The following is a 23,254-nucleotide window of genomic DNA, read 5'->3' as shown; positions in this document are numbered from 1 at the left end:
CTTTTTCTCATCGAAGGGCTGTCGATCTTCATTTTTAGTCGCAGCGCCTTAAGCTAAGGCAGTGTCCTTTAGCCACCGAAAGCGGGAACGATGACGCGCGTCCAGACGAACGGCCTCCAGGTTGCACCGGTTCTTCACGATTTCATCGAGCGGGAGGCGATTGCCGGCACGGGGCTGTCGAGTGCTGTCTTCTGGGGCGGCTTGGCCGGGCTCGTCCGGGATTTCGCGCCGCGCGACCGCGATCTGCTCGCCGTCCGTGACAAGATCCAGGCCCAGATCGACGAGTATCATCGCGCCCGGACCGGAAAGGCCTTCGATCAGGCGGATTACGAGCGCTTCCTGCGCGACATCGGCTATGTGCTGCCCGAGCCGGAGGATTTCTCCGTCGGGACGCAGCATGTGGACGACGAGATCGCCCGCATCGCCGGTCCCCAGCTCGTGGTGCCGGTCTCCAACGCCCGCTACGCGCTCAATGCCGCCAACGCCCGCTGGGGCAGCCTGTACGATGCGCTCTATGGCACCGACGCCATCCCGGAGGAGGACGGTGCCGCCCGCTCCGGCGGCTACAACAAGGCACGGGGCGCCAAGGTGGTCGAGCGTGCCCGCGAGGTGCTGGACCGGGCGGCGCCCCTGGCCAGCGGCAGCCACCGGGATGCCGTGGCCTACGCCGATCAGGGCGGCGCCCTCTTCGTCACGCTGCAGGACGGCACCGAGACCGGCCTCATGGATCCGACCCAGTTCGTCGGCTACCAGGGCGAGGCTGCCAATCCGTCCTCCGTGCTCCTGCGCCACAACAACCTGCACCTGGACATCCGGATCGACCGCTCGCATCCGATCGGCGCCGACGATCCGGCCGGCATCGCCGACGTGGTGCTGGAATCGGCGGTCTCGACCATCATGGACCTGGAGGACTCCGTTGCGGCGGTGGATGCCGAGGACAAGGTCCAGATTTACCGCACCTGGCTCGGGCTCATGAAGGGCGACCTCGTCGAGAGCTTCGAGAAGGGGGACGCACCGTCGAGCGCCGTCTCAACCCGGACCGGGTCTACACCATGCCGAACAGCGGCGAGCTGCGCCTGCACGGGCGCAGCCTCATGCTGGTGCGCAATGTCGGCCACCACATGTTCACCGACGCGGTGCTGGACGAGGACGGCCAGGAGATTCCTGAGACCATTCTCGATGCCGCCGTTACCTCGCTGATCGCCATCCATGATCTCAAGGGCTCGGGACCGATCCGCAACAGCCGCGCGGGTTCGGTCTATATCGTGAAGCCCAAGATGCACGGTCCGGACGAGGTGGCTTTCGCCAACGATCTCTTCGGCGCCGTCGAGGATATGTTGAGCCTTGCCCGCAACACGCTGAAGATGGGCATCATGGACGAGGAGCGGCGCACCTCCGTCAACCTCAAGGCCTGCATCAAGGCAGCGTCCGAGCGCATCGTGTTCATCAACACGGGCTTCCTGGACCGCACCGGCGACGAAATCCACACTTCCATGGAAGCCGGCCCCATGGTCCGCAAGAACGACATGAAGTCGACCGCCTGGATCAAGGCCTACGAGGACAACAATGTGGATGTGGGGCTCGCCTGCGGCCTGCCCGGCAAGGCCCAGATCGGCAAGGGCATGTGGGCGGCGCCCGACAAGATGGCCGACATGCTGGCGCAGAAGATCGGTCATCCTCAGGCCGGCGCCAACACCGCCTGGGTGCCGTCGCCCACCGCAGCGACGCTCCATGCGCTCCACTATCATCAGATCGACGTGCAGGTCCGTCAGGAGGAGCTGAAGGAGCGTCCGCGCGCGAAGCTCTCCGACATCCTGACCATTCCGGTATCGCAGTCGAACTGGGCGCCTGATGCGGTGCAGCAGGAGCTCGACAACAATTGCCAGGGCATTCTCGGCTACGTGGTGCGCTGGATCGATCAGGGCGTCGGCTGCTCCAAGGTGCCGGACATCCACGATGTCGGCCTGATGGAGGATCGCGCCACCTTGCGCATCTCGAGCCAGCACCTCGCCAACTGGCTGCGCCACAGCATCGTCTCGAAGGACCAGGTGATGCAGACCCTGCGCCGCATGGCGGAGGTGGTGGACCGGCAGAATGCGGCTGATCCGCTCTATCGTCCCATGACGCCGAAATTCGAGGGTCCGGCCTGGAACGCCGCCTGCGACCTGATCTTCAAGGGGGCGAGCAGCCCAACGGCTATACCGAATGGATCCTGCACGAACGCCGCCGCGAGGCGAAGGCCGCAGGGGCGCCGGACCGCAGCGAGGAGAGCGGCGTCAAAACGAAATAGTATGAGAGAGGGCGTCGCCGGTGCGGCGCCCTTTTCGTTCAATCGTTCGGATCGGTTGTTGCGGGAGCGAGCGCATCGACCGTGCCACCGATCAGGTTGCGGCTCAATAGATGCTCGGTCGTGAGGGCGAAGCGAACGGGCGTGAGGCTTGAGGGGAGTGACCCCATCCATTCCTTCAGGCGGCACGCCGCGGCGACGGCCTCATCCCGCTCCACGGCCTTGAAGCGTACGCTCATACCGGGGCGCATCTGTGCGAAGCGGGCAAGGTCGGCACTGATCATCGTTGCGATCTTCGGATAGCCGCCCGCCGTCTGCCGGTCGCGCATCAGCACGATGGGCTGGCCGCTGCCCGGCACCTGGATATGGCCGTCCACGATACCGTCCGAGACGATGTTGAAGCCCTTGGCATGTTCGAGGCGCGGGCCGGTGAGCTGAAAGCCCATGCGGTCGGCTTGAGGGCTGATGGCGAACTCGCTCTCCAGAAACGTCCGGATCGTTTCTTGCGTGAAGTAATCGTCCTGAGGCCCCATCATCACGCGGATCGGGCCGCTCTCCTCCGGTGGATCGAGGGCAAGCTGCATCGGCTCGCGATCCTGCGATTCAGGCCGGCAGGGAAGGCGGTCCCCCGCCTTCAGGGGGGCTCCCTTCAGCCCGCCGAGCCGGGAGCGCAGGTGGAAGGACAGGCTCCCCAGTTCCGGCTCGACGGCGAAGCCTCCGGCCACCGCGAGGTACGCGAAGGTACCGGTCCGCGGATGCCCTACTTCAAGAGATTGTCCCTCCTTGAGAACCACAGAGGTCTGAGGATCTACAGGTGCCCCATCGATGCTCAGGGCGCATCCTGCCCCGACGAGCGCGAGGTGAAGATCGCCGCCCTCGCAGATGAAGGCGCCACCGAGATTCATGAATTCGACGGCCGCCGTCTCGGGGGCATTGCCGACGAGAGCGTTGGCCATCGCCAGCGCACGGCGATCCATGGCACCGGAGGGCGAGACGCCGAAGCCCTGGTAGCCGAGACGCCCGCGATCCTGCAGGCTGGTCATCGGGCCGCAGGATTTCACCACGAGATCTGTCATGGATGCACCTCCTCGGCGACGGGTTCGCCGGCCAGCGCCGCCTTCTCCAGCGCCTCCCAGCGCGAAGCGTCGACGGGCTCGAAGACGATCTCGTCGCCGGCCGCGAACAGGAAGACCGGATCGCGGCCCGGTGCATAGGAACGAACGGGTGTCAGGCCGAGGTTGTGCCAACCGCTCGGCATGTCCATGGGCGCGATGCCGGCCTGCTCGCCGCCGATCATGATCGTGCCTGCGGGGATCTTGGCCCGCGGATGGAGCCGGCGGGACGTGGCGATCCTCTTGTCGAGGCCGCCGAGATAGGTGAAGCCCGGCAGGAAGCCGATCATGTAGATCCGATAGATGGCCGACGAATGGATTTCGACTACCTGGTTTGGCGTCAGGCCGTGGAGGCTCGCCACCTCCTCGAGATCGATGCCGTATTCGCCGCCGTAGACGACCGGCACACGCCAGCGCCGGCCAACGGCATTGCGAGGGGGCAGGTTCTGCGTTTCTTCGTTCAGGAGCCTGACCAAGGCGTCATAATCGGTCGCCACCGGATCGAATTGGATGGTGAGGGAGCGATAGGTCGGCACCGTTTCGATCAGGCCGGCCGGGGCGCGTGCCCGGACAATATCGTCCAGCGCGAGAACCATGCCGTTGATGTCCGGATCGATCGTATCGCCGAACTCGATGGTCACGGCGCTGTCGCCGCAGGGGAGTATTTTCGGTGTCGGCACGATGCACCTGTTGACGATCCGGAACAGCCAGAGATCCCGCATCTCATATTGCTGCCGATCCGGCAACGGGGCCTCGATCCAATGGGCCATGCATCGGAAGCAGGTGAGGGCCTTGCTACGGGATCATCCTTCCATGCTTCTTTTTGCTAGGCTCACCCTGGCAGCGCCCTTCGTGCTATCCCTCCCCTAAGATGATGCCTGGTGCCCAGGCTTGAACGGAGTAGATCATGACTTTGACATCCAAGACAGCCGTCGTGACAGGCTCGACCAGCGGCATCGGCCTTGCCATCGCCCGGGCTTTCGCCAAGGAAGGCGCCAATGTCGTCATCAACGGTTTCGGCGATGCGGGCGACATCGAGAAGACGCGCGCCGGCATCGAGAGCGAGTATGGCGTCAAGGCGATCTATTCGCCGGCCGACATGTCGAAGCCGCACGAGATCGAGGAGATGATCCGCCTTGCTGAGCGGACATTCGGCAGCGTCGACATCCTCGTCAACAATGCGGGTATCCAGTTCGTCTCCCCGGTGGAGAATTTTCCGATCGAGAAGTGGGATCAGATCATCGCCATCAACCTGTCGTCCGCCTTCCACGCCATCCGTGCCGCGGTGCCAGGCATGAAGGCGCGCAAATGGGGCCGCATCATCAACACGGCCTCGGCTCACTCCCTTGTAGCCTCGCCGTTCAAATCGGCCTATGTGGCCGCCAAGCACGGCATCGCGGGCCTCACTAAGACGGTGGCGCTCGAAGTGGCCACCGACGGCATCACCGTCAACTGCATCAGCCCCGGCTATGTCTGGACGCCGCTCGTCGAAAAACAGATCCCCGACACCATGAAGGCGCGCAACATGACCAAGGAGCAGGTGATCAACGACGTGCTCCTGGAGGCCCAGCCCACCAAGCAGTTCGTGACCGTCGATCAGGTGGCGGCGCTCGCCGTGTTCCTGTGCTCGGATGCGGCAAGCCAGATGTCCGGCGCCAACCTGTCGATGGATGGCGGCTGGACGGCGAAGTAAGTTACACCAGCGTCGTCCCGCGTTCGGCTTTGCTCCGGCCGGAGTGGCCCTCTCACGTCATCACCGGCCTTGTGCCGGTGATCCCGAACGTTAGGCGCGGTGCTTCTCCTGATCGAGATGGCCGGGACTGATCCCCGGATCAAGTCCGGGGACGGCCATGACAGGGAGAGTTTTGAGAGTGGCTTCGGATTCCGGTGACGCAGCTCCGGGGTGACGGCTTGGTTCGGCGCTACAATCGCGCAAACGCATCCGTCGCCTCGATGAGATGATGCGTGATGCCCGGCTCGCTCACCGCATGGCCCGCATCCGGCACCATGATGAACTGGGCCTCGGGCCAGGCCTTGTGCAGCTCCCAGGCCGTCTTCGGCGGCGTGGCGATGTCGTAGCGGCCCTGGATGATCACGCCTGGAATGGCTTTCAGGCGATAGGCGTTGCGGATGAGCTGCCCTTCTTCAAACCAGCCTTCATTGACGAAGTAGTGGTTCTCGATCCTGGCGAAGGCGATGGCATAGTGCTCATCGCCGAACTGATCGCTGTATTCCTGGTTGTGCAGGAGCGTGATCGTCTCCCCCTCCCAGAGGCTCCAGGCGCGCGCAGCCTCGGCCCGGACGGCGGGATCGGGATCGATCAGGCGCTTGCGATAGGCCGCCATCAGGTCGCCGCGCTCCTCCTCCGGGATCGGGGCGAGAAAACCCTCCCACTTGTCCGGGAAGATCCAGGAAGCGCCCTCCTGATAATACCAGAGCAGCTCCGCGCGGCGGAGGGTGAAGATCCCGCGCAGCACCAGTTCGGTCACGCGTTCCGGATGGGTCTCGGCGTAGGCCAGGGCCAGGGTCGAGCCCCAGGAGCCGCCGAACACCATCCACTTGTCCACACCGATCATCGTGCGCAGGCGCTCGATGTCGGCCACGAGATCCCAGGTGGTGTTGGCTTCCAGGCTCGCATAAGGCGTCGAGCGTCCGCAGCCGCGCTGATCGAAGAGCAGGATGCGGTACTTTTCGGGATCGAACAGCCGGCGCTGGGTCGGTGTGCAGCCGCCGCCGGGGCCGCCATGAAGGAAAACCACGGGTTTCCCCTGCGGGTTGCCGCACAATTCCCAATAGATCCTGTGGCCGTCTCCGACGTCCAGCATACCGTGATTATAAGGTTCTATTTCGGGGTAGAATGTGCGCATCTTCGGGCTCCAGCAAAGGAAGCTATCCATAGCCGGGGGAGGAGGCCGTGTCAGCCAGCCTATGAATTCCTAAGCCGGCTTCGAACCCTCTAGCGCGTCGTTCAACTGTCATATAGTTTTGCAACTGGGGAACACGGGTAAAAGCCCAACCACATTGGAGGACTAGGATGTTGACCAAACGCGCCAGCCTGAAGCTGGCTACGGCTCTTGCCGCTCTCATGGTCGTCGGTTCGGCTGAAGCCGCCGAGAAGCTGCGGCTCCTGACCTGGGCCGATTACGTTCCGAAAGACGTGATGGAGCAGTTCACCAAGGAGACCGGCATCGAAGTCGAGGTCACCCTCTCGAACAACGAGGAGATGATCTCCAAGCTGCGCGCCACTCAGGGTGCGGGCTTCGACCTCGTCCAGCCGAGCCAGGACCGCATCGCCGGCCCGCAGACGGAATTCGGCATCTACAAGCCGCTCGATCTGTCCAAGCTCAAGTCCGACCTCTTCATCGCCTCCATGCTGGAAGCGACCAAGAAGAACACCACCGTCGACGGCAAGGTCTACGGTGTTCCCCACATCTGGGGCACCGACGGTCTCATCGTGAACACCAAGGCGGCCCCGAAGGTCGCGGATTACAATGATCTCTGCGATGCCGCGATTGCCGGCAAGGCCAGCTTCCGCGCCAAGCGGCCGGCGCTCATCGCCTTCGCGTTCGCCAACGGCATGGACCCGTTCGCGTCCTACAAGGACCCGAAGGCCTACACCGCCATGATGGAGAAGGTCGGCGCCAAGCTCGCCGAGTGCAAGAAGAGCGTAAAGTTCTTCTGGGACGGCAAGGACCAGCTCCTCAACGCCATCCGCTCCGGCGAAGTGGTGGCCGCCATGGCTTGGGACACGGGCGGCTGGAAGCTCAACTCCGAGAATGCCGACATCAAGTTCATCGCGCCCAAGTCCGGCGCGCTCGGCTGGGTCGACACCTTCGCGATCCCCGCCAAGGGCCGCAACGACGACGCCGCCTACAAGTGGATCAACTTCAACATGAAGCCCGAGATTGCCGCGAAGGTCGCTGCGACCGCCGGCAACTTCACGGCTTCGAACGGTGCCGACAAGCTCATGCAGGGCAAGCTGAAGGATCAGTTCGCCGAGAGCTTCCCGAAGGCCGCCATCGACAATATCAAGTGGTATCCGGCCGTACCGGCCGGCATCGAGGAGATCGAGGGCAAGGTCCTCGACCGCCTGAAGGCCGGCTCGTAAGAGCCCATCGTCGTGTATTATCATCCCCCGGCCTGCATCGGACCCAAAAGTGGACACCACTTTTGGGATCCATCCGATGCTCGATTCTGAATAGCGCATCGTTCGGGGCGGAAAACCGGCCCCACTTTTCCGCATGATGCGCTTGCCGGGGGATGACTTTTTGTATCGGCAGCGTCATGGCCTCTTCAAACGATCTCGACATCGTCAATGTCACCAAGCGCTTCGGCAGCCATGCGGCCGTCGATGACGTGACGTTCAGCGTCGCTCCCGGCGAGTTCTTCTCGATCCTCGGCCCGTCCGGCTGCGGCAAGACCACGCTGATGCGCATGATCGCCGGGTTCGAGCATCCGACGAGCGGAGACATCCGCATTCGCGGGCAATCGATGATCGGCGTTCCGGCCAACAGGCGCCCCGTCAACATGGTGTTTCAGAGCCTTGCGCTCTTTCCCATGATGAGCGTGGGCGAGAACGTGGCCTATGGGCTCACCTGCCGTGGCGTATCTCGCGCGGACGCGGAGGAGCGCGCCAACCGAATGCTGGAGCGCGTCGGGCTCAAAGGCTTCGGCGAGCGTCGCGTGACGGCACTCTCGGGCGGCCAGCGGCAGCGCGTGGCGATTGCCCGCTGCCTCGTGCTCGAGCCCACGCTCGTACTCCTCGACGAGCCGCTCGGCGCGCTCGATCTCAAGCTGCGCGAACACATGAAGATCGAACTGAAGCAGCTGCAGGGCACGTTCAACACCACCTTCGCCTACATTACGCACGACCAGTCCGAAGCGCTCGTCATGTCCGATCGCATCGCCGTGATGAATCAAGGTCGGTTCGAGCAGGTGGGAAGCCCGCGCGAGCTCTATCACAACCCTGCCACGCCTTTCGTGGCGAGCTTCGTCGGCGAGACGAATCGCTGGCAGGGCGAGATCATGGCGTCGTCCGATGGAACCGTTGCCCTGCAACTTCCCTCGGGAATGGTGACACAAGGGACGGGCCGTGTTCCGCAGAAGGCGGCCGTCGCATTCGTACGGCCGGAAGCGATTGCTCTGGCCCCGAGCCAGCCGGCGTTGCGCGACCTGCCGAACCGCTTCGAGGGGCGGGTGTCGGCCGTTCTATTCGACGGCGCCAATTCCAGCCTGCTCATTGAAACGCTCGGCTTCGAACAGCCCGTGCGCGCCGTGCTGCCGCAGGCCGGGCCGCTCGCCGGCATCGAGGTCGGCGCGCCGATCCATGTGGGCTGGACGGCGGACGCCATGAAGGTCTTTGCCGCATGATGACGAAGCCGGCGCAGCGCCTCACGCTCTTCCTGCTGCTCGCTCCGGCGATCCTGTGGCTCGGGCTCCTCATCGTGCTGCCGCATGTGGAGATCCTCATCCTGTCCTTCAGCGAGCGGGTGGCGCCGCGGGTCTATGCCTTCGGCCTCGGCAACTACCTCGAATTCTTTACCGAGCCGCTCTACTGGCGCACCTTCGCCCGCACCGCCTTCATGTCGATCCTGGTCACGGCTCTCACCCTCGTGCTCGCCTTTCCGATCGCGCTCTACATCGCCCGCGTCGCCCAGGGCCGCATGAAGGCGATGCTGCTGCTGCTCTGCCTGCTGCCGTTCTGGGTGTCGGAACTCGTGCGGACGCTCGGCTGGATGATGCTGCTGCGCGAGACCGGTGTGATCTCCTATATGCTGCGGGCCGTCGGTCTTGCCGACCAGCCGGTGGAACTCCTCTATAACGACGGCGCCGTGATCCTCGGCCTCGTCTATGGCGGGCTGCTGTTCATGATCGTGCCGCTCGCCAATGCGCTGGAGAGCCTCGATCCCTCCGTGGTCGAAGCCGGCTTCGATCTCGGCGGCAGCCGCTGGACCGTCCTGCGCCGCATCGTCATTCCCCATGCGATGCCCGGCATCGTCGCAGGCTCGATCATCGTGTTCATGCTGACGGTCGGCAATTTCGCGACCCCGGTGCTGCTCGGGGGCAAGAACGGCCTGTGGTTCACCGAGCAGATCTACGCGCAGTTCATCACGCGCTTCAACTGGCCCCAAGGGGCAGCCTTCGGCATGCTGCTCCTGCTGCTCTCCTCCGCCATCGTGTGGCTGGGCCTGCGCCTCACCGGCCAGAGCCTCGGCACCACCTTGAAGCAGGCTTGAAGTCCATGAACCGACCGACCATCGCCTGGAAGCTCTACATCGCGGCATTCTACATCTTCCTGTTCGCGCCGCTGCTCATCGTGGCGATCTTCGCCTTCAATGCGAGCCCGTTCCCGTCGCCGCCCTGGCGCGGCTTCACGCTCGAATGGTTCACCGGGTCCGGCACCGTCTTCGGCAAGCCCGGCGTGCTGACGGACCCGATCTGGCTCGACAGCATCGGCAACAGCTTCAAGGTCGCCGTGCCGGTGGCCCTGCTCGCCGTCCTCCTCGGCACCGTCAATGCCTGGGTGCTGGAGCGGGCCGAATTCCGCGGCAAGACGGTTCTTGCAATGATGATGCTCTGGCCGCTCGTCATTCCCGGCGTGGTGCTCGGCATCTCAATCCTCGCCTTCTTCTCCCGGGTGGCGAACGGGCTCGAGGACTGGCTTCAGACCGATCTCGATTTCCTGCGTCCCGGCCTGCCGCTCGTTATCCTGGGACAGCTGTCCTTCATCCTCACGATCTCGACGCTCATCATCGCCGCCCGTCTGCGCAAATTCGACCGGTCTCTGGAAGAAGCCGCCTTCGATCTCGGTGCGAGCCGGGCGCGGGTGCTGCGCACCGTGACGCTGCCCTTCTTGAGCCCCGCGCTCATCGGGGCAGGGCTCGTGGCTCTGCTCATGTCGTTCGAGAACTTCAACACGACGCTGATGCTCGTCGGATCCGACGCCCCGCTGCCGATCACCATGTACGGGCAGATGCGCGAGGGCGCGACGCCGGCCATCAACGCGGTGAGCTTATTGCTGATGCTCGGCGTCGGCGGGATCGCGAGCATCTTTGCGCTGACGGCGAAGGCGGAGCGGTAAGTTATCTTCCTCGTCATCACCGGCCTTGTGCCGGTGATCCCGATCATCCCGATCATCTGAAACGCTGCGCTGTTTCGTATCGAGATGACCGGCACAAGGCCGGCCATGATGGTCTGGATGTCACCCCGGCGAGCGTAGCGAGGGCAGGGGATCCATGACCACGGGGCTGTTTCATCTGGCACCGTCGACGGCCATGGATTCCCGCCTGCGTGGGAAGGACTGTGTTGAGGCTCAGGGACCATTCTCGTCAAACGATCCCGGGTTCTGCTTCGCAGCTCCGGGATGACGATTGGCAGATGCTCCGCCCAGCAGCCTCACCGTCCCCAGGTGCGCTCCAGCACGTTCACCCAGTTCTCGTAGCAGAGCTTGCGCAGGGTCGCTTCGTCGTAGCCGTGGCGGCGCATGGCCTCGACGAGGCGCGGTAGGCCGCGCACGTCGCCGATCTCCGCCGGGATGGTGGCGCCGTCGAAATCGGACCCGAGACCGACGCCGTCGACGCCCACATGCGCGATCAGGTGATCCATGTGGCGGATCATCTCTTCGAGCGGCGTGTCGTCGTTGCGCTGGCCGTCGGGGCGGATGAAGGAGGTGGCGAAGTTCACGCCCACCATGCCGCGGCTCTCGCGGATGGCGGCGAGCTGCTTGTCGGTCAGGTTGCGCGAGTGCTGGCAGATCTCCCACGCATTGGAATGGGTGGCGACGAGCGGCGCATCCGAGAGGCGCGCCACGTCCCAGAAGCCCTTCTCGTTCAGGTGCGAGAGATCGATCATGATCTTCAGGCGATTACAGGCGCGCACCAGCTCAAGGCCGCGATCCGTCAGGCCGGGACCGGTGTCGGGCGACGAGGGATAGCGGAACGGCACGCCGTGGCCGAAGATGTTGGGGCGGCTCCAGACTGGACCGATGGAGCGCAGCCCGCTCTCATAGAGCACGTCCAGCATGTGCAGGTCGGGATCGATGCCTTCCGCACCCTCGATGTGCAGGATGGCCGCGAGTCTGCCGTTGTCGATGCACTGGTGGATGTCGGCGGCCGTGCGGCAGATCTTCACCTCGCCCTTCGAGGCGCGCTCGATGCGGATGAGCAGCGAGGCCATGTGCAGGGTGACCTGCTGGCTCGGCGCCAGCGCCAGCGTCGCGGGCAGGGGCACGTCATAGCGTGACTGCGTCATCAGCGCGTCCACATCGACGCCGACGCTGTCGGACGGCACGTAGACGGCAAAGAATCCGCCGACGAAGCCGCCTTCCTTCATGCGCGGCCAATCGAGGTGTCCGATGTTGTCGCCTTCCAGAAAAGCCTGCTCCGGCTGGATCTTGCCGCGCATGAGGCGGAGAAGGACGTCGTTGTGGCCATCGAAGACGGGCATCAGGGAAGAGCGGGACATGGATTCGTGCCAAACGGTTAGGATTTAAATTGAAGTTCAACCGACCAGAGCTTGTGTCGGCTGTTTCGCATCTCTCGTAAAGCCCTGGCTCGCCTGGATCAGGGACTGGGTGTAATCGTTCGAGGCCGCGCCCGAGCGCAGGGCCGTCGAGGTCGTCTCTTCGACGGCCTCGCCATGGCGCATGACCAGAAGACGCTCGCACAGGTGGGCTACAACCGCGAGATCGTGGCTGACCAGGATATAGGTCAGCCCCAGCCTGCGGCGCAGATCGTCGAGTAGGTTCAGGATCTCCGCCTGCACGGACGCGTCGAGCGCCGAGGTCGGCTCGTCGAGCAGCAGAACCTTCGGGCGCAGGATCAGCGCACGGGCGATGGCGATGCGTTGACGCTGGCCTCCCGAGAGCTGGTGCGGATAGCGGAAGCGGAAGGAGGGGCCGAGGCCCACCTCGCGCAGGGCCTGGAGAATGCGCGCCTCGGCATCCTTCTCGCCGTGAATGGCGAGCGGTTCGGAGAGCGTGCGATCGACCGTATGGCGCGGATGGAGCGAGGCGTAAGGGTCCTGGAACACCATCTGCACCGTGCGGTAGAAGGCCTTGCCGCGCGGCGTGGTGACTTCCTTGGCCTCGACGAGCACACGTCCGCTGGTGATCGGCGCCAAGCCGCAGATGGCGCGCAGCACGGTCGACTTGCCTGAGCCGGATTCGCCGACGAGCCCATAGGCCGCGCCGGGCTCCACGTGGAAGCTCACGTCCTTGACCGCATCGACCCTGAGCCGGCCGGTGCCGAAGACGACTTGAAGATTCTGGATATCGAGCATCGGATCTTTCACCGGTCACAGCGCCCAGGCGGGGTCGCGGTTCAGGGTGGGAAGCGGACGAACGTCGTTCGCGAGCGTCGGCAGGCAGCGCATCAGCCCCTGCGTATAGGGATGCTTCGCCTCGCGCAGGTTCTTCGCCTCCAGCTCCTCGACCACGCGGCCGGCATACATCACCAGCACCCGGTCGCAGAAGGAGGAGACGAGCTTAAGGTCGTGCGAGATGAAGATGAGACCCATGCCGCGCTCGGTGACGAGTTCGTCGAGGATGCGCAGCACCTCCATCGACACAGTCACGTCGAGCGCCGAGGTCGGTTCGTCGGCGATGAGCAGGTCGGGATCGGTCACGAGCATCATGGCGATCATGGAGCGCTGGCCCATGCCGCCCGACACCTCGTGCGGGTAGAGCGAGAACACGCGGCCGGGATCGCGCATCTTCACCGCTTCCAGCATGGCAAGCGCCTTGTCGCGGGCTTCCCCGCGGCCGGCCCGGGCATGCGCCTGATAGGCCTCGATGATCTGCTCGCCGATCGTCATGACCGGGTTCAGCGAATATTTCGGATCCTGCATCACCATGCTGATGCGCCCGCCGCGCAAGGTACGCAGGGTGCGCTTCGAGGCGGTGAGCAGGTCGATCCCGTCGAAGGCGAGGCGCTTGGCCGTGACCTCGCCGGGGGAGGGGTGAGGCCCAGGATCGCGCGGCCCGTCTGCGACTTGCCCGAGCCCGACTCGCCCACGATGCCGAGGCGCTCGCGACCGAGCTGGAAGGACACGCCGCGCACCGCTTCCACAATGCCGGTGCGCAGATGAAAGCGGACGCGCAGATCTTCGACGTCGAGAAGCGGCTTCGTCATTTGGCTGCCTTCGGATCGAGAACGTCACGCAGGCCGTCGCCGAGCAGGTTGAAGCCGAGGCTCACCACGAAGATGGCCAGGCCCGGCATGGCGGCGACCCACCATTGGTCGATGAGATAGTTACGGCCGGTGGCGACCATCGCGCCCCATTCCGGCATCGGCGGCTGGGCGCCGAGACCGAGGAAGCCGAGGCCCGCGGCCGTCAGGATGATGCCCGCCATGTCGAGCGTCACGCGCACGATGAGCGATGAGAGGCACAGCGGCACCACATGCCCCAGGATGATGCGCGGCGTCGATGCGCCCTGCAGCTTCACGGCCGCGATGAAATCGCTGTTGCGGATCATCAGCGTCTCGGCGCGCGCAATGCGGGCATAAGGCGGCCAGGATGTGATCGCAATGGCGATGATGGCGTTCTCGATGCCGGGACCCAAGGCCGCCACGAAGGCCAGCGCCAGGATCAGGCGCGGGAAGGCGAGGAAGATGTCGGTGATCCGCATCAGAACCGTGTCGACCCATCCGCCGAGATAGCCGGAGACGGTGCCGACCAGAAGCCCGATAGGGGTCGCGATCAGGGCCACCAGCACCACGACGAAGAGCGTGATGCGAGAGCCGTAGACCACGCGGGAGAAGATGTCCCGCGCCTGGTCATCCGTGCCGAACCAGTAGGTTTCGCTCGGCGGCAGCAGGCGTTGCGTGCGCAGGTCCCCGCCCGCGACCGGCGAATAGGGCGCGATGACAGCGGCGAAGATCGCCACGAGGATCAGCAGGATGACGATGCCGAGGCCGACCACCGCGAGCGGGTTCCGGGAGAAGGCGCGCCAGCCGAGATAGAAGCGGCCGAGCCGGGCCTGCCAGCGGGAATGCGGTTCGGCTGAGAGCAGCCAGGCCCGAAGGCCTGCGGGTTGTTCAGCGAGAGGGGCGCCGGCCATCAACGGGTCCTCGGATCGAGCAAGCGATAGAGCAGATCGGAGACGAGATTGAGCAGCACGAAGGCGGTCCCGATCACGAGGGTTCCGCCCAGCACCGCATTCATGTCCGCGTTCTGCAGGGAATTGGTGATGTACTGGCCGAGCCCCGGCCATGCGAAGATCGTCTCAGTCAGTACTGAGCCTTCGAGCAGATTGGCATAGGACAGGGCGATCACCGTGATGAGCGGCACGGCCGCGTTGCGCAGGGCATGGCGCCAGATCACGCGCATCTCGGACAGGCCCTTCACACGCGCTGCGATCACGTATTCCTGCGCCAGCTCGTTGAGCATGAACGAACGCGTCATGCGACTGATATAGGCCAGCGAAAAATAGCCAAGCAGGCAGGCGGGCAGGATGATGTGCGAGACTGCATCCCAGAACGCATCCCACTGACCCTGCATGGCGGTGTCGAGGAGCACGATGTTGGTGACCGGCGTATAGAGATAGGAATAGGTCACGTCGATGCGGCCTGGCCCTGCGACCCAGCCGAGCTTGGCATAGAAGACCAGCAGGCCCATGAGGCCGAGCCAAAAGATCGGGATAGAGTAGCCTGCAAGGCCCAGTACGCGCACGAACTGGTCGATAAAGCTGCCGCGCTTGACGGCGGCGAGGATGCCGAGCGGGATACCGAGGATGACGCCGATTAGCGTGCCGAGGGTGGCAAGCTCCAGCGTTGCGGGGAATGTGTTGGCGATATCCATCATCACCGGATTGGTGGTGAGAACCGAATTGCCGAAATCGCCGGTCGCGGCTTTCTTCAGGTAGATCCAGAACTGCTGCACCAGCGGCAGGTCGAGACCGAGTTCCTGGCGGACGCGTTCGTAAACCTGTGGGGGGCCCGATCGCCCACGATGGCGATCACGGGATCGATGGGCACGACGCGGCCGATGAAGAAGGTGACGCCGGCAAGGCCGAGGAGCGTCGTCGCCAGGACGATGACGAACTGGGCGACGTTCTTAAGGGAGGAGCGGAGGGCACTTGCATGCCCTCCGCTCCGGTTCATGACAGCTGAGACCATCGAGATTTCAGTTCTTCTTCGCCTGTGACATGTCGTTGTCGCTGAACGACGGGCCGAGGACGAAGTAGTCCACGTTCTTGCGCACGGCAGCGACTTCGGTCTGCTGCAGGAAGATCACGAACGGGCTGTCGTCGAGAACCGACTTCTGCAGTTCCTTGTACATCTGTGCGCGCTTCTCCGCATCACGCTCCATGACGGCAGCGCGGGTCTTTGCGGTCAGCGGGCCCGGATCCCACGCATTGCGCCACGCCAGGGGCTTGGCCTTCGCGTTGTCCGAGTTGTCGTCATTCGCCGCGAAGGTGTCGGCATTGGAGTTCGGGTCCTGATAATCCGAGCCCCAGTTGCCGATATAGATATCGTGCTGACGGGCGCGGTACTTGGTCAGAGCCTGCTTCGAATCCATCGGCAGGATTTCGAGCTTGATGCCGGCCTGAGCGAAGGTCGACTGCATCGCCTGGGCGACGCCCGTGATCTCAGCCGTGGAGCGGGTGTCCATCGTCACCGAGAAGCCGTCCTTCAGGCCGGCCTTGGCGAGAAGCTCCTTAGCCTTGGCGACATCGAGCTTGTACGGGTTGCTGGTCTCGGCGCCGAGGAAGCCCTTGGGCAGGAAGTTCTGGTGAACGTCGCCCTTGTACTTCATGATCGTGTCGGCGATGGCCGAGTAATCCACGAGGTACTTCAGAGCCTGACGAACCTCGGGCTTGGCCAGGTTCGGGTTCTTCTGGTTCAGGCCGAGATAGTAGATCGTTCCTTTGGGAGCGCTCTGAACCTTGACGTCCGGATTCTTGGACATCGCAGTGATCTCTTCCGGGTTCAGGCTGCGGGCCACGTCGATGTCGCCCTTCTCGAGCAGCAGGCGCTGGCTCGCGGTCTCCTTAATATGGCGGTAGATGATGCGGGCGAGCGGAGTCTTCTTCTCGTAGTTCGGGTTACGCTCTAGGACGGTGACCTCATTGGCCTTCCAGTCGCGCATGATGAACGGGCCGGAGCCGGCATACTTGGTCTTCAGCCAGTTATAGCCCCAGTCGCCGTCCTTCTCGTTCTGGACGACCAGTTTCTTGTCGACGATCGAGGCGACCGAGTTGCCGAGGCAGTAGAGCACCAGGGTCGGAGCATAGGGCTTGTCGACCTCGATGGAGAGTTCGAGCGGGCCCGTCTGCTTGATCTTGTCCTTCACGTTGTCCTTCGTGAAGCCGAACTGTCCCAGGATGAAGGCCGGGGACTTGTCGAGCGCTACCGCACGATGGAGCGAGTAGACCACGTCTTCGGCGGTGATCGGATTGCCGGAGGCGAATTTCCGGTTCGGGCGGATCTTGAAGGTATAGGTCTTGCCGTCCGGAGAAACGGTCCAGGACTCGGCAACCTGCCCGGAGATCTTGGACACGTCCTTGATATCGTAGGTGATCAGGCGCTCATAGGTATTGCCCAGGATCTCGGAGGCACTCAGCTCGAACACCTCTGCCGGATCCAGCGAGATGATGTCGTCGCTCTGCCAGGCCTGGACGAGGGTATCCGGCGGGGTCGCCGCCATGACTGCGGAGAAGGAGGTCGCCATGGTCGCCACCATGGCTGCGGATAGGAGGAATTTCGGAAGTCGCTTCATTGGCCAGTTCCCTTGCAGCGCTGGGAGCGCTTGTTGTTGCGCCAGTATGAATGCAAATCACACAAGCGATGTCGAGTTCTAGCAACTGGTTTTAAACTGGCAAACATTGCGCACGGTGCCCAAAGGGAGGGCAGGCGGCGATCCGGGTTGGCCTTGAGGGGCAAATTGTGGCAAAGGCTCTCCGACCCTCTTTCCGGATGAACGACAGTGTCTGAAGAAGCCAAAAATCGGGTGCCAACACCATGTGGGGCGGGCGGTTCTCGTCCTCGCCCAGCGCGCTCATGGAAGCCATCAACGCCTCCATCGGCTTCGACAAGCGACTGGCCTCTCAGGACATCCAGGGCTCCATCGCCCACAGCACCATGCTGGCCAAGCAGGGGATCATCGCCGAGAGCGACCGGGACGCCATCCACCAGGGGCTCCAGCGGGTCCTGGGCGAGATCGAGTCCGGCTCGTTCACCTTCTCCACGGCGCTCGAAGACATCCACATGAACGTGGAAAGCCGGCTGCGCGAGATCGTCGGCGATCCGGCGGCCCGCCTGCATACGGCCCGCAGCCGCAACGATCAGGTCGCCACCGATACCCGCCTCTGGGTGCGCGAGGCCCACGACCGGACCGACGAGCAGCTGACCATCCTGATCAAAGCTCTCCTCGACAAGGCCGAGGCCCATGCCGCCACGGTGATGCCGGGCTTCACCCATCTCCAGAGCGCCCAGCCGGTGACCTTCGGGCATCATCTCATGGCCTATGTGGAGATGTTCGGCCGCGACCGCAGCCGCTTCCAGGATTCCCGCAGGCGCCTGAACGAGTGCCCGCTCGGCGCCGGTGCGCTCGCAGGAACGTCCTTCCCCATCGACCGGCACATGACCGCCAAGGCGCTCGGCTTCGACGGGCCGACCCGCAATTCGCTGGACACCGTCTCGGACAGGGACAGCCTTCTGGAGTTCATGGCGGCGGCTTCCATTTGCGCCATGCATCTGTCACGTCTGGCGGAAGAAACTATCATCTGGATGTCGGCTCCGTTCGGCTTCGTCCGCCTGCCGGACCGCTGGACCACCGGCTCCAGCATGATGCCGCAGAAGCGCAATCCGGATGCCGCCGAACTGGTGCGCGGCAAGAGCGGACGGGTCGTCGGTTCGCTGGTGTCCCTGCTGACCGTCATGAAGGGACTGCCTCTCGCCTATGCGAAGGACACCCAGGAGGACAAGGAGCCGCTCTTCGACGCCGCCGACACCCTCGAAATCGTGCTCGCCGCGACGACCGGCATGATCCAGGACCTGGAGCCGGTGCCGGAGCGCATGGCAGCGGTGGCCGGAGCTGGGTTCTCCACGGCGACCGATTTGGCCGACTGGCTCGTGCGCAGCCTCAACATTCCCTTCCGCGATGCCCATCACGTCACGGGGCGGATCGTCTCGGAGGCGGAGAAGCGCGGCTGCACCCTCGAGGCACTTCCCCTGGAGGTCATGCAGGCCGTCGAGCCGAAGATCCATCAGGGCATCTACGATGTGCTCGGCGTCGAGAACTCCGTCCGCTCTCGCACGAGCTTCGGCGGAACGTCGCCCGTCCGCGTGGGTGAGCAGGTCGCCTGGTGGCGCGAGCGGGTCTGAACTGTCCTTCCGTTAACCCTCGATCTTGAACCCCTGCCGGCGCGATCTGGCAGGGCCTTGATAGGGCAGGGTGCCGTCGCCATATTGCTGACAGCGGCTCCTTCCGGGGCCACTTGAGTGCCGCATCAGCGGGCTCAAAACCACCGAAGTGCCTCTAACCTTGGGCTTCGAACATGTCGCGTCAGTCGCCCTTTGGGCACCCGTTCCTGTTAGGCTTCGATGAGATCGAGCAGGCGCTCGACCGCGTCGCTAAGGCGGCAGGAGACGGTTATCCGCCCTACAATATCGAGCGTCTGGCTCGCACCGAACACGCCCCCGAGCGTCTCCGCATCATCTTGGCCGTCGCCGGATTCACCCGGGACCAGCTGGAGGTGACCCTTGAGGAGAGCCAGCTCGTTATCCGGGGGCGCCAGTCCGACGACAAGACAAGGCACTTCCTTCATCGCGGCATCGCCGCCCGTCAGTTCCAGCGCACCTTCCTCCTTGTCGATGGCATGGAGGTCATGGGCGCGGACTTGTCCAACGGTTTGTTGTCGATCGATCTCGTCCGGCCGGAGCCGGAACGGATCGTCCGCAAGATCGACATCATTGGGTCGGACAAGGTGTAACGGCATCCGCAAAAAGGAGATGTCCATGAACTTCGATATCAAGAATCATGCCGAGCCGGCTCTGGACGTTGCCGAGCTGGCGAATTTCGGTCTGGGGCAGGTGGCCTATGTAAAGCCAGTGGAAGCCGATGAGGTTGCCCGGCTGTTTCCGCAGGCCCCCAAGCTTCAGCCCGGCATGCGGCTGTTCGCGCTTCTGTCTGCCAGCGGCGAGCCCATTCTGCTGACCGACAATCACGATGCGGCCATCGCCAATGCCTGGGCGCATGATCTGACCATGGTGAGCCTGCATTAAGGCTCACCCCTTTCTGAAGATTTCTCAGGCAATCGCTTCGACGGCCGCGATCAGGCGTTCGATGTCTTCGCGCCGGGAGAGCCGGTGGTCGCCGTCCTTGATCAGGGTCAGCGACACGCTGTCTCCCGGCAGGTGCTCGACAAGCTGGAGCGCATGGTTCCAGGGTACGTCGGGATCCTCCATGCCCTGAAGGATATGAACCGGGCAGCCGGTCTGGATCGGCTGGTCGAGCAGGAGGTGCTTGCGTCCGTCCTCGATCAGCTTCCAGGTGATCGGGTAGGGATCGTCCGAATAGGCCGAGGGCCGGTGGTAGACGCCAGTCTCCTGCACGCTCTTCCTGAGATCCTCGGGGAAACGGTCCCACATCAGCCGCTCGGTCATGTCGACCGCCGGGGCGATGAGGACGATCCCCACGGGAGCAATCTGAGGCCGCTTGTCCATGAGATGCCGGGCCGCCAGCAGACCGATCCAGCCCCCCATGGACGAGCCGACGAAGATTGGACGCTCGTCGACGAACCGCTCGATCGCGGTCACCGCATCCTCGAGCCAGCGGGAAATGGTCCCGTCCTCGAAGGCTCCTCCCGATTCGCCATGGCCGCTATAATCGAAGCGCACGAAGGCGCGGCCGTTCGCTGCAGCCCAGTCATCGAGGGCGGTCGCCTTGGTCGCACGCATGTCGGACTTGAAGCCGCCGAGCCAGACGACGGGGGGACCCTTGCCCTCGCGGGACAACACGGCGATGGGGCGGGCATCCTGGCCAGCCGTGACGCTTTGCGGCATGGTTAACTCATCCTCAACTGCTTTGAAGCAACCGTTTCTAGACGATTCTTTTGAGAAGGCTCTTATATCCGTGAGTTTTTCAACACGACCCGGCGGAGGGATGGCTTTTCCGTCCTCTCATGTGCATCCGCTGGAGGGCCGGACCATCCTTCAGATCGTGCCGGAACTCGAAGCCGGCGGAGCCGAGCGCACCACCGTCGATATTGCCGAAGGCCTGATCCATGCCGGGGCCCGTGCCCTTGTGGCCACGGAGGGCGGACGACTCGTCGGTGAGCTCCAGACCAAGGGCGGCGTATGGATCCCGTTCCCGGCGGCGACGAAGAACCCGTTCTCCATGCTCGTCAACGTGCGAAAGCTCGCCCGGATCTGCCACAACGAGCGGGTCTCCCTGGTGCATGCCCGCTCGCGGGCGCCAGCCTGGGTAGGCCTTGGGGCCGCGCGCTCCCTTAACATCCCCTTCGTGACCACCTATCACGGCAGCTATTCCGGCCGTTCTTCGGTGAAGGTCCTCTATAACTCCGTGATGGCACGGGGCGATGCGGTGATCGCCAATTCCCATTACACGGGCGAGTTGATCCGCTCGGTCTATCCCCAGTCCGCGGACCGGATCCGCGTCATCCACCGGGGAACGGATTTTTCGATCTTCTCGCCCCAGGCCATCGCGCCGGAGCGGATCGAGGCCTTGAGGAAGGCCTGGGAGGTGGCTCCGCACGAACGGGTGGTGCTGCTCGCGGCTCGGCTGACCGGCTGGAAAGGCCAGAAGGTGCTGATCGAAGCGGCGGCCAAGCTGCGCGATGCAGGCCTCACCGACGTGGCCTATATCCTGGCCGGGGATCCGCAGGGGAGGGATTCTTACGTGAAGGATCTCGACAGCCTGATCGCGGCGCGCAAGCTGAAGGGCATCGTGCGCCGGGTCGGCCATTGCACCGACATGCCGGCGGCCTTCCTGGCGGCTTCCGTCGTCACCGTGCCGTCGACGGAGCCGGAGGCCTTCGGGCGCTCGGCCGTGGAGGCGCAGGCCATGGGAACGCCGGTCGTCGTGTCTGATCTCGGGGCCGTGCCCGAGACGGTTCTGGCCCCGCCGGCCGTACCGCCGCACGAGCGGACAGGCTGGCGGATTCCGGCCGGAGACGCCGATGCATTGGCCGAAGCGGTCGGGGCGGCGCTGAATTTGGGTGCCAGCGCCAGGATCGCCCTGGGGGCCAGGGCCCGGTCCCATGTGGAGCGTCATTTCTCGCTCGAGCGCATGGTTTCGAGCACCCTCGATGTGTATTCGTCCCTCTTGGAGGGCCGTTTTACCCATAGAACAAGTTGACTTCCCGCGCATTTGCGCGAAATGTCGATTCATTCGTGGCAAGGCTGAGCATACCAACAGGAGTCCCTTAGGGTCTCCCATTCTCGGCCTAGCCCTTAACAGGAGATACGAGCCATTCGCAGACCAATGAGAGCCATGCCGGTGCCGCAAAAGGACGGACCGCGCGCCAACCGAGACATTCGCGGTGTTCGCGACGTGCAGCTGATCGACGATGCAGGGCAGAACCGGGGCGTAGTGCCCTTCTTCGATGCCCTCAAGGTTGCCGAAGAGGCAGGCCTTGATCTCGTGGAGATCTCGCCGAACGCAACTCCTCCCGTCTGCAAGATCCTCGATTACGGCAAATTCCGCTTTCTCGAGCAGAAGAAGGCCGCCGAGGCGCGCAAGAAGCAGAAGACGGTCGAGGTCAAGGAAATCAAGCTGCGCCCCGGCATCGATGACCACGATTACGAGGTCAAGATGAAGGCGATGAAGAGCTTCTTCGAGGAAGGCAACAAGGTGAAGATCACCCTGCGCTTCCGCGGTCGCGAGATGGCGCACCAATCCCTCGGCCTGAAGGTTCTGGACCGGGTCAAAGCCGATGTGGGCGATCTCGCCAAGGTCGAGATGGAGCCGAACTTCGAAGGCCGTCAGGTCGTCATGGTCCTGGCGCCGCGCTAAGAGGCTCCCGGTACAGTGAAATTCATGGCCGTCGGGGTACCGGCGGCCATTGCTTTTTGGGCGGGCTTCTGCCATAAGCCGCCCTTCATTGAACCGCCCGGCTGTTAGGGCTGCCGTGGCGGTTCGTTTTGCTCAATGCAGCAATGAAAAGGCCAAGGTGCGGTTCAAGCCGCTCCGGAAGCCTGTCCAAAGGAGAGCCAAATGCCCAAGCTGAAGACGAAGTCTGGCGCGAAAAAGCGCTTCAAGATCACTGGCACCGGCAAGGTCGTTTACGCCCAGGCCGGCAAGCGCCACGGGATGATCAAGCGGACCAAGAAGCAGATCCGCAACCTGCGCGGCACCACGACCATGTTCGAAGGTGATGCGTACAACGTGAAGAAGTACTTCCTGCCGAACGGCTAAGGCGGTTCTTCCACCACATCCCTGATTTTGAAGGAGTTTTTTAAATGGCCCGCGTCAAACGGGGCGTTACCGCCCACGCCAAGCACAAGAAGGTTTTCAAGGCAGCCAAGGGTTTCTACGGCCGCCGCAAGAACACCATCCGTATCGCCAAGCAGGCGGTCGAGAAGAGCATGCAGTATGCCACTCGTGACCGTCGCAACAAGAAGCGCACCTTCCGCGCTCTCTGGATCCAGCGCCTCAACGCTGCCGTCCGTATGCATGGCTTGACCTATTCCCGATTTATCGACGGTCTCGGCAAGGCTGGGATCGAGGTCGATCGCAAGGTCCTGTCCGAACTGGCCATCCACGAGCCGGCGGCTTTCGCCGCTTACGTGGAGAGCGCCAAGGCCGCCCTGCCGCAGCAGGCTGCCTAAGGTCGGATAGACTAGCTTCGGTGCGGCTGAACCGTCAGCCGCACCGCCTTACTCCCTCTTCT

Annotated in this window: 20 protein-coding genes and 3 pseudogenes; 13 read left to right on the top strand and 10 right to left on the bottom strand. The window is 63.8% G+C overall.

The window, feature by feature from the left end; translation table 11 throughout:
- Nucleotides 1–90 precede the first annotated feature (90 nt).
- A pseudogene (locus ACD578_RS16335) lies at nucleotides 91–2,290 on the top strand (malate synthase G).
- Between the two features lie 38 nt (nucleotides 2,291–2,328).
- Here the strand turns inward: ACD578_RS16335 and ACD578_RS16330 are convergent.
- Together ACD578_RS16330 and pxpB are read right to left on the bottom strand one after the other, a co-directional pair.
- On the bottom strand, nucleotides 2,329–3,363 hold the full coding sequence (locus ACD578_RS16330; RefSeq protein ID WP_404286592.1) for a biotin-dependent carboxyltransferase family protein: 1,035 nt from the start codon (nucleotides 3,361–3,363) through the stop codon (nucleotides 2,329–2,331).
- Nucleotides 3,360–4,121: a 5-oxoprolinase subunit PxpB gene (pxpB, locus tag ACD578_RS16325; protein ID WP_404293900.1), complete on the bottom strand. Its 762-nt coding sequence runs from the start codon at nucleotides 4,119–4,121 to the stop codon at nucleotides 3,360–3,362. The genes ACD578_RS16330 and pxpB overlap by 4 nt, the downstream gene beginning before the upstream one ends.
- A gap of 185 nt (nucleotides 4,122–4,306) precedes the next feature.
- Here pxpB and ACD578_RS16320 point away from each other — a divergent pair, with 185 nt between their 5' ends.
- Nucleotides 4,307–5,092, top strand: coding sequence for a 3-hydroxybutyrate dehydrogenase (locus tag ACD578_RS16320; protein WP_404286590.1), 786 nt, complete (start codon nucleotides 4,307–4,309; stop codon nucleotides 5,090–5,092).
- A 229-nt stretch (nucleotides 5,093–5,321) separates the two neighbouring features.
- Here ACD578_RS16320 and pip read toward each other — a convergent pair whose 3' ends face one another.
- Nucleotides 5,322–6,266: a prolyl aminopeptidase gene (pip, locus tag ACD578_RS16315; RefSeq protein WP_404286588.1), complete on the bottom strand. Its 945-nt coding sequence runs from the start codon at nucleotides 6,264–6,266 to the stop codon at nucleotides 5,322–5,324.
- Nucleotides 6,267–6,433: 167 nt separating this feature from the next.
- Here pip and ACD578_RS16310 point away from each other — a divergent pair, with 167 nt between their 5' ends.
- From ACD578_RS16310 to ACD578_RS16295, 4 genes are all read left to right on the top strand, one after another.
- Nucleotides 6,434–7,507 carry an extracellular solute-binding protein gene (locus ACD578_RS16310; RefSeq protein WP_404286586.1) on the top strand — a complete coding sequence of 358 codons (1,074 nt, stop codon included), beginning with the start codon at nucleotides 6,434–6,436 and terminating at the stop codon, nucleotides 7,505–7,507.
- Nucleotides 7,508–7,683: 176 nt separating this feature from the next.
- Nucleotides 7,684–8,769 (top strand): ABC transporter ATP-binding protein, encoded by a 1,086-nt coding sequence (locus ACD578_RS16305; protein WP_404286584.1) that lies wholly within the window; start codon nucleotides 7,684–7,686, stop codon nucleotides 8,767–8,769.
- On the top strand, nucleotides 8,766–9,635 hold the full coding sequence (locus tag ACD578_RS16300; protein ID WP_404286582.1) for an ABC transporter permease: 870 nt from the start codon (nucleotides 8,766–8,768) through the stop codon (nucleotides 9,633–9,635). Before ACD578_RS16305 ends, ACD578_RS16300 begins: the two co-directional genes overlap by 4 nt.
- Before the next feature lie 5 nt (nucleotides 9,636–9,640).
- On the top strand, nucleotides 9,641–10,480 hold the full coding sequence (locus ACD578_RS16295; protein WP_404286580.1) for an ABC transporter permease: 840 nt from the start codon (nucleotides 9,641–9,643) through the stop codon (nucleotides 10,478–10,480).
- A 314-nt stretch (nucleotides 10,481–10,794) separates the two neighbouring features.
- Here ACD578_RS16295 and ACD578_RS16290 read toward each other — a convergent pair whose 3' ends face one another.
- The 6 genes and pseudogenes from ACD578_RS16290 to ACD578_RS16265 all read right to left on the bottom strand — a co-directional run bounded on the left by ACD578_RS16290 (nucleotide 10,795) and on the right by ACD578_RS16265 (nucleotide 17,118).
- Nucleotides 10,795–11,862 (bottom strand): dipeptidase, encoded by a 1,068-nt coding sequence (locus ACD578_RS16290; protein ID WP_404286578.1) that lies wholly within the window; start codon nucleotides 11,860–11,862, stop codon nucleotides 10,795–10,797.
- 36 nt (nucleotides 11,863–11,898) lie between these two features.
- A complete protein-coding gene (locus tag ACD578_RS16285) occupies nucleotides 11,899–12,678 on the bottom strand; it encodes an ABC transporter ATP-binding protein (protein ID WP_404286576.1) in 780 nt (259 codons plus the stop codon).
- A gap of 15 nt (nucleotides 12,679–12,693) precedes the next feature.
- Nucleotides 12,694–13,529 (bottom strand): annotated as a pseudogene (locus ACD578_RS16280) (ABC transporter ATP-binding protein).
- A complete protein-coding gene (locus tag ACD578_RS16275) occupies nucleotides 13,526–14,458 on the bottom strand; it encodes an ABC transporter permease (RefSeq protein WP_404286574.1) in 933 nt (310 codons plus the stop codon). Before ACD578_RS16275 ends, ACD578_RS16280 begins: the two are co-directional and overlap by 4 nt.
- Nucleotides 14,458–15,500 (bottom strand): annotated as a pseudogene (locus ACD578_RS16270) (ABC transporter permease). Before ACD578_RS16270 ends, ACD578_RS16275 begins: the two are co-directional and overlap by 1 nt.
- A 22-nt stretch (nucleotides 15,501–15,522) precedes the next feature.
- On the bottom strand, nucleotides 15,523–17,118 hold the full coding sequence (locus tag ACD578_RS16265) for an ABC transporter substrate-binding protein (protein WP_404286572.1): 1,596 nt from the start codon (nucleotides 17,116–17,118) through the stop codon (nucleotides 15,523–15,525).
- A gap of 242 nt (nucleotides 17,119–17,360) precedes the next feature.
- Between ACD578_RS16265 and argH the strand changes: the two genes are divergently transcribed.
- The 3 genes from argH to ACD578_RS16250 all read left to right on the top strand — a co-directional run bounded on the left by argH (nucleotide 17,361) and on the right by ACD578_RS16250 (nucleotide 19,625).
- A complete protein-coding gene (argH, locus tag ACD578_RS16260) occupies nucleotides 17,361–18,725 on the top strand; it encodes an argininosuccinate lyase (RefSeq protein ID WP_404286570.1) in 1,365 nt (454 codons plus the stop codon).
- 173 nt (nucleotides 18,726–18,898) lie between these two features.
- Nucleotides 18,899–19,333, top strand: coding sequence for an Hsp20 family protein (locus ACD578_RS16255; protein WP_404286568.1), 435 nt, complete (start codon nucleotides 18,899–18,901; stop codon nucleotides 19,331–19,333).
- A 25-nt stretch (nucleotides 19,334–19,358) separates the two neighbouring features.
- A complete protein-coding gene (locus tag ACD578_RS16250; RefSeq protein WP_152711095.1) occupies nucleotides 19,359–19,625 on the top strand; it encodes a DUF1150 domain-containing protein in 267 nt (88 codons plus the stop codon).
- 24 nt (nucleotides 19,626–19,649) lie between these two features.
- Here ACD578_RS16250 and ACD578_RS16245 read toward each other — a convergent pair whose 3' ends face one another.
- Nucleotides 19,650–20,405 (bottom strand): alpha/beta hydrolase, encoded by a 756-nt coding sequence (locus tag ACD578_RS16245; RefSeq protein ID WP_404286566.1) that lies wholly within the window; start codon nucleotides 20,403–20,405, stop codon nucleotides 19,650–19,652.
- A gap of 100 nt (nucleotides 20,406–20,505) precedes the next feature.
- Here ACD578_RS16245 and ACD578_RS16240 point away from each other — a divergent pair, with 100 nt between their 5' ends.
- The 4 genes from ACD578_RS16240 to rplT all read left to right on the top strand — a co-directional run bounded on the left by ACD578_RS16240 (nucleotide 20,506) and on the right by rplT (nucleotide 23,192).
- Entirely contained in the window at nucleotides 20,506–21,720 is a 1,215-nt protein-coding gene (locus ACD578_RS16240) for a glycosyltransferase family 4 protein (RefSeq protein WP_404286564.1), read from the top strand.
- Between the two features lie 135 nt (nucleotides 21,721–21,855).
- Nucleotides 21,856–22,377 (top strand): translation initiation factor IF-3, encoded by a 522-nt coding sequence (infC, locus tag ACD578_RS16235; RefSeq protein WP_244627052.1) that lies wholly within the window; start codon nucleotides 21,856–21,858, stop codon nucleotides 22,375–22,377.
- A 201-nt stretch (nucleotides 22,378–22,578) separates the two neighbouring features.
- Nucleotides 22,579–22,779 (top strand): 50S ribosomal protein L35, encoded by a 201-nt coding sequence (rpmI, locus tag ACD578_RS16230; protein ID WP_109598789.1) that lies wholly within the window; start codon nucleotides 22,579–22,581, stop codon nucleotides 22,777–22,779.
- A 44-nt stretch (nucleotides 22,780–22,823) separates the two neighbouring features.
- Entirely contained in the window at nucleotides 22,824–23,192 is a 369-nt protein-coding gene (gene rplT, locus ACD578_RS16225; protein ID WP_213563827.1) for a 50S ribosomal protein L20, read from the top strand.
- Nucleotides 23,193–23,254: the final 62 nt, after the last annotated feature.

It is taken from the genome of Microvirga sp. RSM25 (genome assembly GCF_044784385.1).
Classification (GTDB): Bacteria; Pseudomonadota; Alphaproteobacteria; order Rhizobiales; family Beijerinckiaceae; genus Microvirga; species Microvirga tunisiensis.
This window is presented reverse-complemented; position numbering and strand designations above follow the sequence as displayed.

Excerpts from the sequence above, each read along its gene's own strand:
- ACD578_RS16330 (WP_404286592.1), bottom strand. The coding sequence starts at position 3,363 with ATGACAGATCTCGTGGTGAAATCCTGCGGCCCGATGACCAGCCTGCAG.
- pxpB (WP_404293900.1), bottom strand. The coding sequence starts at position 4,121 with ATGCGGGATCTCTGGCTGTTCCGGATCGTCAACAGGTGCATCGTGCCG.
- ACD578_RS16320 (WP_404286590.1), top strand. The coding sequence starts at position 4,307 with ATGACTTTGACATCCAAGACAGCCGTCGTGACAGGCTCGACCAGCGGC.
- pip (WP_404286588.1), bottom strand. The coding sequence starts at position 6,266 with ATGCGCACATTCTACCCCGAAATAGAACCTTATAATCACGGTATGCTG.
- ACD578_RS16310 (WP_404286586.1), top strand. The coding sequence starts at position 6,434 with ATGTTGACCAAACGCGCCAGCCTGAAGCTGGCTACGGCTCTTGCCGCT.
- ACD578_RS16305 (WP_404286584.1), top strand. The coding sequence starts at position 7,684 with ATGGCCTCTTCAAACGATCTCGACATCGTCAATGTCACCAAGCGCTTC.
- ACD578_RS16300 (WP_404286582.1), top strand. The coding sequence starts at position 8,766 with ATGATGACGAAGCCGGCGCAGCGCCTCACGCTCTTCCTGCTGCTCGCT.
- ACD578_RS16295 (WP_404286580.1), top strand. The coding sequence starts at position 9,641 with ATGAACCGACCGACCATCGCCTGGAAGCTCTACATCGCGGCATTCTAC.
- ACD578_RS16290 (WP_404286578.1), bottom strand. The coding sequence starts at position 11,862 with ATGTCCCGCTCTTCCCTGATGCCCGTCTTCGATGGCCACAACGACGTC.
- ACD578_RS16285 (WP_404286576.1), bottom strand. The coding sequence starts at position 12,678 with ATGCTCGATATCCAGAATCTTCAAGTCGTCTTCGGCACCGGCCGGCTC.
- ACD578_RS16275 (WP_404286574.1), bottom strand. The coding sequence starts at position 14,458 with ATGGCCGGCGCCCCTCTCGCTGAACAACCCGCAGGCCTTCGGGCCTGG.
- ACD578_RS16265 (WP_404286572.1), bottom strand. The coding sequence starts at position 17,118 with ATGAAGCGACTTCCGAAATTCCTCCTATCCGCAGCCATGGTGGCGACC.
- argH (WP_404286570.1), top strand. The coding sequence starts at position 17,361 with ATGTGGGGCGGGCGGTTCTCGTCCTCGCCCAGCGCGCTCATGGAAGCC.
- ACD578_RS16255 (WP_404286568.1), top strand. The coding sequence starts at position 18,899 with ATGTCGCGTCAGTCGCCCTTTGGGCACCCGTTCCTGTTAGGCTTCGAT.
- ACD578_RS16250 (WP_152711095.1), top strand. The coding sequence starts at position 19,359 with ATGAACTTCGATATCAAGAATCATGCCGAGCCGGCTCTGGACGTTGCC.
- ACD578_RS16245 (WP_404286566.1), bottom strand. The coding sequence starts at position 20,405 with ATGCCGCAAAGCGTCACGGCTGGCCAGGATGCCCGCCCCATCGCCGTG.
- ACD578_RS16240 (WP_404286564.1), top strand. The coding sequence starts at position 20,506 with ATGGCTTTTCCGTCCTCTCATGTGCATCCGCTGGAGGGCCGGACCATC.
- infC (WP_244627052.1), top strand. The coding sequence starts at position 21,856 with ATGCCGGTGCCGCAAAAGGACGGACCGCGCGCCAACCGAGACATTCGC.
- rpmI (WP_109598789.1), top strand. The coding sequence starts at position 22,579 with ATGCCCAAGCTGAAGACGAAGTCTGGCGCGAAAAAGCGCTTCAAGATC.
- rplT (WP_213563827.1), top strand. The coding sequence starts at position 22,824 with ATGGCCCGCGTCAAACGGGGCGTTACCGCCCACGCCAAGCACAAGAAG.